The sequence below is a fragment of the Anaerococcus urinomassiliensis genome (assembly GCF_900128425.1).
GTDB lineage: Bacteria > Bacillota > Clostridia > Tissierellales > Peptoniphilaceae > Anaerococcus > Anaerococcus urinomassiliensis.
On record NZ_LT635774.1, the window covers coordinates 1 to 1,015 of the forward strand.

The following is a 1,015-nucleotide window of genomic DNA, read 5'->3' on the forward strand; positions in this document are numbered from 1 at the left end:
GTAATGCTTTAGTCTTGCTTCTAACCTATTTTCATCTTGAGCTTTCTTTAGATTTTCTAGTAGATTTGCACATTTGATAAAATATGTTGAATATCTTTGTCTTGCCGCTTCTATACCTATTGATATTGATAAATGAGTTTTGCCTACTCCACTCGATCCTAGAAATACTATATTTTCATTGTTTTCTAGAAACCCTAATTGACATAAATCTTTAATTTGTCTTTCATTAATGCTAGGTTGAAAGGAGAAATCAAAAGTTGATATGTCTTTTAAAGAAGGAAATGCTGCTGTTTTTACCATCTGATTGGCTGCGTTTATTCTTTTTGTATCTACTTCATAATCCGTTAATTTTAACAAGGATTCTACTAAAGATGTATTTCTATCAGCTATTTGATCATCTATGTGTAAGATGAATTGTTTTAATTTTAAGTATTCTAAATTTTCTTTTAATCTTAGGTAATTGCTGGTTTCTTTAATTGTCAAACAAGGCTCCTATCTTTTTTAAGTTTTCTTTTGAGAATTTTTTTATGTCTACTTCATCTTTGTAGGGCATTGTCTTTTTAGTTATTTCTTGATAATGTTCTTTAAGATAGTTTAGCTTTTTATTGGTAATTTTATGCTTAACTATTAATTGTGTGGTATCATACAGGTACAAGTAGTTGTCTTCTACTTGTAGTGTTACGGTCTTTCCGATGTATTCAGTTGGTAGAGAATATTGGTTAGATTTGTATGATATCATCGAAGATTCGTTAACTTTGACAATGCTTTGATGGTTTTGATATCGGCTCCTAATCTCTTTAGATGGAAGAGCTTTTAAGGAGCCTTTATCTTTTTCTAACAAGGATATCGGAGTTTTAGATGTTCCTTGGTGGATACTCATATTCTTTCTTAAATTTATCTTTCCAACCTTATCTATCAGTTCTTTGTATGATAGCTTTCCTTGATAAGCATCTAACTCATCTAATATTTTCATTTGGCTTTCAACTTTACCTTTTGTTCGTGGTCTTTTAACTAT

2 protein-coding genes are annotated in these 1,015 nt (G+C 30.0%); both read right to left on the bottom strand.

The genetic code is table 11. The features are described from left to right. Positions 1-483 (bottom strand): ATP-binding protein (locus BQ7474_RS00010; RefSeq protein WP_159429535.1); only part of this gene is annotated, 483 nt, incomplete at its 3' end. Then, positions 473-1,015 (bottom strand): Mu transposase domain-containing protein (locus BQ7474_RS00015; RefSeq protein ID WP_407922699.1); only part of this gene is annotated, 543 nt, incomplete at its 5' end. The genes BQ7474_RS00010 and BQ7474_RS00015, both read right to left, overlap by 11 nt.